Raw genomic sequence first — 657 nt, 5'->3', positions numbered from 1 at the left:
CGCTCACCGTTCCAGTCGAAGCGCCGTTATAGAACGTCTGATTCAGTGACGCTCCATCCGTTCCTCCGTTCGAGACCAGCGTCACGCTCCAGCCCGTGTTCGTTGCCGCAGGCAAGTTCCCGTTGTTAGGAGCCTCAAAATCCGAATAGTAGATCGCGGGCTGACCAGTTTGCAGAAATTGCACATTGAAATTGACACTCGTGCCCGCATCCACCGTCACATTTGGCCCGGCTGCGTAGATACCAGCCCCGCCACCCATGAGTTGAGTGTACTGATCAGACACAACTGCGCTTACGCTGCCCGTTTGAATCGGTGTGCCGCCGTTGGAAGACAAGGTTACAGTCGTGGACACGGTGCAATCCGTTGTGGTATCCGTAGCTGTAACCGTGTAACTTTCGCCAGGCTGCCCTGTCAGGATCACGCCCACGCTCTGTTCACTGCCACCGACGCCCGGCACGCTCAGACTCCCGCCATTGTTCACAGTGAATGCGTACGTGTCGTTGTCATTGTGTGTGAACGTCAAGCCCGCGCTGTTCGAACCGACACTTCCCACTGACCAGCTTGCCTGGCTACACTGCCCCGTGGTAGGCTGTGTCTGAACCTGGCCCCACGTCACCTGGACTGGCGTCGACTGCGCGACGACCGTCTGGCCGTTCG

At 58.3% G+C, this 657-nt stretch carries 1 protein-coding gene; it reads right to left on the bottom strand.

Features of this window, described 5'->3' with window-relative positions; genetic code table 11:
* Positions 1–657: hypothetical protein (locus AC27E8_RS06545; RefSeq protein WP_487111382.1), on the bottom strand; the 657-nt coding region annotated here is incomplete at both ends.

Source organism: Alicyclobacillus sp. CIJ1 (genome assembly GCF_057538885.1).
Note: the sequence above shows the minus strand (reverse complement) of the source record. Positions and strands in the feature narration are given on the sequence as shown.